Below are 7,265 nucleotides of genomic sequence, written 5' to 3'. Positions count from 1 at the left end.
TGGCAGGTTTCCGGATAAAACAAATGCAGATCGTAGGTAAAAACATATTTTTCACCCGGCATAGGGAATTTATAAGTACGCAATTTAGGACGTGGTTCGGCCAGATTATCAACTACCCAGCAATTTTCAACCTTACGCCTGTCCTGACGTAAGCAGTAAAACACCTTAGAATTTCCAGCCCACACAATATTGGGAGTTGTATTTTTATCCGAATCGCTGTCCTTCTGATTACTATAGGAATAATACTTCTCTCCATCTGTGGTCAACTGTACCGGAACCGTATCCTGCCTGTTCAGCAGATACAGATTGTGCCGGTAAGCATATATACTGTAACTACTGTCAGGGGAAAACTTTAACCAATAAGGGGATGCCGGAGGATAAAAACGGCAGGCTTGTTCAGGGTCCAGTTTTTTCAGCTCCCGGGTTCTGATATTGTAATGAAAATCCAGTCCTCCCTTGGAAAAAGAAAAACAATACGGATCCCCCTCATCAAATTTCAGCCCTCCCAATCGGAAATCTTTGATATTAAATGATATCCCCGTAGCTTGGGTTAATTTACCGATCATATCTTCCATGTCAAACATTTCCAGTTTTTTTTTACGGACCGGATCGACCAGATAGTATTTAGCACCTCCGGGCGTAATATAATTATACCAAAACATATCTGTCCCGGATATCCAGGAAGGAAATACACTCAAAGAGTGATAATACTTCTTCAGATTTTCTTCCGAATACTTGTAACAATTTTTTAAATCTGCTTTCTGTGCATAAGAAAAAAAAGCACAACAGAAAAAAGCGAAAAAAAGGATCTTTTTCATCATGTTTACATTTTGCGTTCTACTTATTATCATATACACATACTTTCATAAAGGCCAATAAATAAAAGTACATGGTGACCAAAAGTAGTAATCTTTATTTATTCTTTTTATAATTTGGACAAAATTAACAGGATAAAGTGCCTAAAATACTATCTTTGTAGCAGCATCGGTATCCCCGCATGGGAATTTGGGAATTCGGTGAAAACCCGAAGCTGTCCCCGCAGCTGTAAAGTCATTACTGTCATTTTGCAGGTCTTTTCAATGATCCACTGAAACCTGGGCGTTTTGGGAAGGAGAAAAGATGACAAGCCAGAAAACCTGCCGATCATAGCTAATAAACAAATTTCTTTCGGAGGAAAAGAGCATGAAAAAGATTTATTTTTTATCACTGGTATTTACCATCGGTTTTTGTCTGGCCTTAGGTTCCTGTCGTTCAGGTAACCGCAAAAAACAAAACCCTGTCGCTACACAAACAGATCGTTCGAATATTCGTTATGCACAAGGCTTCTGGCTGGAACAACACGAAAATTACCGACTCCTTCATATCAAAGATCCTCAAAGCGAAACCGGTTCGGAATATACCTTCGCCCTAAGACAGCGAGACACACATCCTGAGCTTCCCCCGCATATACCTGTACTCGATCTGCCGATCCGGGGCGTCATCTGTATGACTTCTTTACAACTCTCTAATTTTATCAAGCTCGGAGCAACTTCCCAAGTCGTGGGAATCAGCAGTACCCGCTTTTTGAATAATGCAACGATCAAACAACAGTTAGCCGAAGGGAAAACTCAGAAAATCGGTATCGAGGGTAATTTCGATGCGGAAATCATTATGAACCTCGCTCCCGACCTGATCCTCATCTCTCCCTTCAAACAAGGGGGCTACGACGCTATGAAAGAAGTAGATATTCCACTAGTCCCTCATTTGGGTTATAAAGAAACGACTCCATTGGGACAAGCCGAGTGGATTAAATTTGTCGGTCTTTTAATCGGAGAGGAAGAAAAGGCGAATAAAATATTCAATGAGATAGAACAAAAATACAATGATCTGAAAAGATTGACAGCCCGGGTCGAACACCGGCCGGTCGTACTCAGCGGTGAAATACACGGAGGAACATGGTATGCCGTAGGAGGACAAAGTTTTCTGGCACAAGTGTTCGAAGATGCCGGAGCCGATTATTTCCTGAAAGACGATCCCCGTTCAGGCGGCGTATATCTCGATTTCGAAACGGTATACAATCAAGCCGACCAGGCAGATTACTGGCGCATCCTGAATAGCTACCCGGGACAATATACCTACGAAACACTTTTAGCCCAGGACGAACGTTACGGTGACTTTAAGGCTTTCAAACAAAAAGGAGTGATTTATTGTAATATGCGTGAAAAACCCTATTACGAAAATATGCCCATGGAACCGGAATTATTACTTGCCGATTTCATTAAAGTGTTTCACCCGGAATTATTACCGGATTACGTACCGGTATACTATCATCAGTTAAAAGACTAATCACTATGGCTTCAACCGGACGAAATACAACTTTTATCCTGCTTATCATGTTAAGTATAGTTGTATTCTTATTCCTCAACATGGTATTGGGTTCGGTTCGTATACCGATGAGTGCGGTATGGCACATCTTTACCGGTACAGGAGATGAGCCTCAAACCTGGCAGAATATCATTTGGAAATCGCGTTTTCCGCAGGCATTGACCGCCTTGGTCGCCGGAGCAGGTCTGTCGATCAGTGGCTTGCAGATGCAAACGGTATTTCGCAATCCCCTGGCAGGACCTTCTGTATTAGGAATCAGCTCAGGAGCCAGTATGGGAGTTGCTTTCGTCGTACTTTTTTCAGGTAGCATAGGCGGAGTAGCCCTCAGCCACCTCGGTCTTTTCGGAGAAGTGGCGCTTTCGATCGCTGCCGTCGCCGGTTCGTTATCCGTTATGGCACTGATTGTTTTCGCTTCACATAAAGTAAAAGGAAACGTTACCCTGCTTATTATCGGAGTGATGATCGGTTACCTGGCGAATGCCATCATCGGTATTTTAAAATTTTTTAGTGTAGAAGAAGATATTAAAACCTATGTTATCTGGGGGCTGGGAAGTTTCTCACGGGTATCCGGTAATCAAATGATGCTTTTTGTTACGATCATGGCCATCTTGATCCCCTTGTCTTTTTTGTTGGTGAAAACATTAAACTTATTGATGCTGGGAGAGGGTTATGCCCGGAATCTGGGATTGAATATCAAACGGGCCAGAGTTCTGGTGATCACCTGTTCGGGCGTATTGACGGCTATTGTTACGGCCTATTGCGGTCCGATCATCTTTTTAGGCTTGGCAGTCCCTCACCTGTGCCGGGCTGTTTTCCAAACTTCGGATCACCGGCTTTTGATGCCGGCCTGTCTGGTTATGGGCGCCTCCCTGGCTTTGGCCTGTAATCTGATCGCACGCATGCCGGGTTTCGAAGGAGCCCTGCCGGTTAATTCGGTCACGGCACTCATCGGAGCTCCGGTTGTTGCTTCGGTATTATTCCGTAAACGTAAAAACGAACTGAATGAATAAGACCGCCACCATACAACTCCGTAACCTGACGATCGGCTATAAAGGGAAAGTACGCCCTAAAATTGTAGCCGAAAATATTTGCAGTGATATTTATGCCGGTGAACTGACCTGCCTTTTAGGAACGAACGGTATTGGAAAATCCACCCTACTGCGCACCCTTTCGGCCTTCCAGCCCAAATTGAGCGGAGATATTTACCTGGCTGGAAAAAAATTGGAAAAATATACGGACAAGGCCTTATCCACGGTGATCAGTGTCGTGTTGACCGAAAAATGTGATATCCGCAATATGACGGTCCGGGAATTAATCGGTATGGGCCGTAGTCCTTATACAGGTTTTTGGGGTAAATTAAGCCGGGCTGACGATGAGATCGTGGATAAAGCGATCGGGCTGGTCAATATTCATCCTCTGGCTTCCCGAATGCTTCATACCCTAAGTGACGGTGAACGTCAGAAAGCAATGATCGCCAAAGCTTTGGCTCAGGAGACACCGGTCATTTATCTGGATGAGCCGACCGCTTTCCTCGATTTCCCAAGCAAAGTCGAAATCATGCAACTGCTTCATCACCTGACCCGCGAAACCGATAAAACGATTTTTCTTTCGACTCATGATCTGGAACTAGCCCTCCAGATCGCCGATAAGATTTGGCTGATGGATAAGGTGAACGGTATCACCTCCGGTACGCCGGAAGACCTTGCCCTGGAAGGATACCTCAGTCGTTTTTTCGCCCGCAAAGGGATTACTTTCGACATGGAATCAGGACTTTTCCGCATCACCAACAATTATCGGTACGAAATCCGTCTGACCGGACACGGCTATCGCTATGCCATGGTACGTAAAGCCCTTCAACGAAATGAGATCCTGGCCAATCGCGATATTGACTCAGCTGTTTACATTGAAACCAACAGGCAGCCTGATCAATTCATATTGCATTTTCCTCACCAGGAAGATATTATAGTCCATACAATAGAAGAATTATTAGAAAAACTAACACTGTAACATACAGAGACAGGGGTTTTGTGCTAATTCGATCGACGCATTGTTGGAATAAATACTGTCCTGTCTCAAATAATCCGGTCGAAATATCTATATACAACTCCCTATTTTTAGGGTATTTCTCTGATCAATTTCACTAAAAGAGGGGATTTTCCAACCCGATAGAATCGCGTATTTTCGTTCCGATCTTATTAATTAAAACATGAAATATGAAAAAGATTGGAATATTTTACGGTTCAACAACCGGAACAACCGAATCAGTAGCGGAGCAGATCGCTTCTCATCTGGGGGTCGGTAGCAGTGAGGTGTACAATGTAGGAAATACCGATGCTAAAGTAGCTGAAGAGTATGAACTGCTCATCTTAGGAAGTTCGACCTGGGGATCGGGAGAATTGCAGGATGATTGGTATGATTTTCTGGAACAATTAGCCGGAAAAAATCTAAGTGGTAAAAAAATAGCCCTATTCGGTTGTGGGGATGCCATGTCGTTCGGATCTACTTTCTGTGATGCCGTCGGGATCATCTATGAAAAATTACAGGGTACAGGAGCTACGTTTATCGGAACTGTCGATCCTTCGGATTATACCTATGATGCCTCCACTGCCGAAATCGACGGACAGCTGGTCGGATTATTGATCGACGAAAACAACGAAGCGGATAAAACGGAACTCCGTATACAAAACTGGACCGATGCGTTGAAAAAAGAAATTTAATACCCTGATCATGGATAGTTGCATTTTATCCGGAGACATGAAAATATTCGTACACCATATCTACGAATTACAAAAAGGTATACGGTACATGGCATTGTGTACGATAGACAAAACCGATGAATCTTTTGCCATACAAAGATTAGAAAAATCAGGTCTTGAATATGAAATCTGTCCCATCAATGCTCACCGACTGAACTTGTTTTTCGGAAAAAAAGAATGTATCGATATTGTCCGGTTAATCTGCAACCGTCCATTAAACCTGTTAACCCCCGAAGAAGATTTTATCCTGGGTACCATGCTGGGATATGATGTGTGTCAGCAATGCGAACGTTATAACCATCGTAAAACTTTAATCCAAAGTGCCTGATAATTAATCATAAGGACTCTTCAGAAATCAGCATCAGTTCAATTATACACTTTTTTTCTCCCTTTATATAGGAATAACAAACTTCCTCGCATTTTTTCAAAAGGAAGGAGAAAAACGGATGATCGGCCGGTAACATGTTCCATAATTCCCGGGCTAAAGTCATTTCAGAAATGCGGGCACAAATCCCGTCATCACAACCGGCTTCCTTCGCCAAACCGATGATAAAATCGCGGTTCATAACTACATTCCGGCTATGCGTATCCCCATGCCCCTCGGCCAATTTCACCGCTTTGCCGATCATAATCCCCATCGTTACCCGCCCGATACCTTCTTCCTCTATGATTTTCAAGGTCTCTTCGATATAATTACCATAATGGACAAAAGCCTGAGGTATCATTTCAGGGAAACGTTCACGGAGGATCCGCTCACTTTTAGCTCCCGAATTAATGACGATATGCCGGCATCCCAATGCTTTAGCTACCTGTATTTCTTTACGGATGGTCGCAACGAAAGCTTCGGACGAAAAAGGACGGACCACTCCGGAAGTACCGATAATGGAAATTCCCCCGACAATACCTAATTTCGGATTGAAAGTTTTGAGAGCCAGTTCTTCTCCATCGGGTACCGAAATCTCGATGACTACTCCTTGTTTCGGTATACGATGAGCTTCCAGAATTTTTTCTGTCTCGGCGGCCATCATCTTTCGGGGAGTCGGATTTATAGCCGGTTCTCCTATCTCCAAACCCAATCCGGGCAAAGTTACGATACCTACTCCTTTCCCTGCGGCAAAACGAATACCGGTTTCTTTAGAAAGCATTACTTTTGCACAGATTTCCCGTTTATTAGTCACGTCAGGATCATCTCCCGCGTCTTTGACCACCGTGCAGATTATACTCTGTCCGTCCTTCTCTGTACGGCTCACAGGCAATTCGACTTCTTCGCCGTCAGGTAGAGTGATCGTCACCTGATTCAACACTTCTCCCGTCAGCAGAGTCGATAAAGCCGCTTTTGCAGCAGCACAGGCACAGCTACCGGTCGTGAAACCACTATGCAATGGATAAAATCCGGGCAACAGACGTTCTATGCGGTGCCGCAAACCGTTGTTCCCGGTTACGACATAGAATCCCTCGGGCAATGCCGGACGTTTGATCACAACAACCGGAATACCTGATTTCCGGGCAGCTTCGACCTTTTCACGGAAATAACCGGACCGGCCGCTCTCCTTGGTCAGGATAGCATCGGGGCGTAATTGCAATAACAACTCCCTTTCCTCTTTTCCCTCTTCCCAAAAAATCAGCTTCCCTGCCGGGAATCCATATTTTAAAGCTAATTGCCGGGACTCAGGCCGATCGAGTACCCGGAACCAACAAGGATTTTCCAACCAATAAGCCTTCAATTTAGGTATGGTCTGCACACCGGACAACGCCAGTAAATTCCGTATTCCCTGATTTTTCAACCATACACAAGCTTCTGCATACGAATCACACCAGATCAGGTCCGGATCACGGGGAGGATAAATCCGTTCGTAACGAACAACCGGAATATTCAATTCTTCAGCAGCTTGTCCTATATTCTTGTGCAGTTGTTCGGCAAACGGATGAGCAGCATCTACCAACAATTGAATCCCATGTTCCCGGCAGAAATCGATCATCTCTTTCACTTCCATAGCTCCCGCCAGCCGAATGCCGTGTATACACTCCACTTGCTGTCCGTTTCCCCGGGTTGAATAATAATAAGTTTGCCCGGCTTCATCCAAAGTCTCTACTGCAGCCCTACCTTCTGTAGTTCCACCAAATACCAATATCATTTTTTCCTTT

General features: G+C 44.3%; 7 protein-coding genes and 1 riboswitch. Of the genes, 5 read left to right on the top strand and 2 right to left on the bottom strand.

Going from position 1 to position 7,265, the window contains the following annotated elements:
* Positions 1-821 (bottom strand): DPP IV N-terminal domain-containing protein (locus tag WS34_RS09510; RefSeq protein ID WP_046404469.1); only part of this gene is annotated, 821 nt, incomplete at its 3' end.
* Between the two features lie 147 nt (positions 822-968).
* A riboswitch (cobalamin riboswitch) is annotated at positions 969-1,159 on the top strand.
* Between the two features lie 23 nt (positions 1,160-1,182).
* Here WS34_RS09510 and WS34_RS09505 point away from each other — a divergent pair.
* The 5 genes from WS34_RS09505 to WS34_RS09485 all read left to right on the top strand — a co-directional run bounded on the left by WS34_RS09505 (position 1,183) and on the right by WS34_RS09485 (position 5,448).
* The gene (locus WS34_RS09505; RefSeq protein WP_046404465.1) at positions 1,183-2,325 is read left to right on the top strand and encodes an ABC transporter substrate-binding protein; all 1,143 of its coding nucleotides are present in this window, start codon (positions 1,183-1,185) and stop codon (positions 2,323-2,325) included.
* A gap of 5 nt (positions 2,326-2,330) precedes the next feature.
* Positions 2,331-3,374, top strand: coding sequence for an iron chelate uptake ABC transporter family permease subunit (locus WS34_RS09500; protein ID WP_046403197.1), 1,044 nt, complete (start codon positions 2,331-2,333; stop codon positions 3,372-3,374).
* Positions 3,367-4,371 carry an ABC transporter ATP-binding protein gene (locus tag WS34_RS09495; RefSeq protein WP_013612598.1) on the top strand — a complete coding sequence of 335 codons (1,005 nt, stop codon included), beginning with the start codon at positions 3,367-3,369 and terminating at the stop codon, positions 4,369-4,371. The genes WS34_RS09500 and WS34_RS09495 overlap by 8 nt, the downstream gene beginning before the upstream one ends.
* Before the next feature lie 206 nt (positions 4,372-4,577).
* Positions 4,578-5,081 (top strand): flavodoxin FldA, encoded by a 504-nt coding sequence (gene fldA, locus WS34_RS09490; protein ID WP_013612599.1) that lies wholly within the window; start codon positions 4,578-4,580, stop codon positions 5,079-5,081.
* A 10-nt stretch (positions 5,082-5,091) separates the two neighbouring features.
* The gene (locus tag WS34_RS09485) at positions 5,092-5,448 is read left to right on the top strand and encodes a DUF2023 family protein (RefSeq protein WP_013612600.1); all 357 of its coding nucleotides are present in this window, start codon (positions 5,092-5,094) and stop codon (positions 5,446-5,448) included.
* A gap of 7 nt (positions 5,449-5,455) precedes the next feature.
* Here WS34_RS09485 and cbiD read toward each other — a convergent pair whose 3' ends face one another.
* Positions 5,456-7,255 carry a cobalt-precorrin-5B (C(1))-methyltransferase CbiD gene (gene cbiD / locus WS34_RS09480; protein WP_022160260.1) on the bottom strand — a complete coding sequence of 600 codons (1,800 nt, stop codon included), beginning with the start codon at positions 7,253-7,255 and terminating at the stop codon, positions 5,456-5,458.
* Between the last annotated feature and the right edge of the window lie 10 nt (positions 7,256-7,265).

Source organism: Odoribacter sp. N15.MGS-14 (assembly GCF_000980245.1).
Lineage (GTDB): Bacteria > Bacteroidota > Bacteroidia > Bacteroidales > Marinifilaceae > Odoribacter > Odoribacter splanchnicus.
This window is presented reverse-complemented; position numbering and strand designations above follow the sequence as displayed.

What these genes read in the sequence shown, in the direction of transcription:
- WS34_RS09505 (WP_046404465.1), top strand. Translation starts at nt 1,183, where the DNA reads ATGAAAAAGATTTATTTTTTATCACTGGTATTTACCATCGGTTTTTGT.
- WS34_RS09500 (WP_046403197.1), top strand. Translation starts at nt 2,331, where the DNA reads ATGGCTTCAACCGGACGAAATACAACTTTTATCCTGCTTATCATGTTA.
- WS34_RS09495 (WP_013612598.1), top strand. Translation starts at nt 3,367, where the DNA reads ATGAATAAGACCGCCACCATACAACTCCGTAACCTGACGATCGGCTAT.
- fldA (WP_013612599.1), top strand. Translation starts at nt 4,578, where the DNA reads ATGAAAAAGATTGGAATATTTTACGGTTCAACAACCGGAACAACCGAA.
- WS34_RS09485 (WP_013612600.1), top strand. Translation starts at nt 5,092, where the DNA reads ATGGATAGTTGCATTTTATCCGGAGACATGAAAATATTCGTACACCAT.
- cbiD (WP_022160260.1), bottom strand. Translation starts at nt 7,255, where the DNA reads ATGATATTGGTATTTGGTGGAACTACAGAAGGTAGGGCTGCAGTAGAG.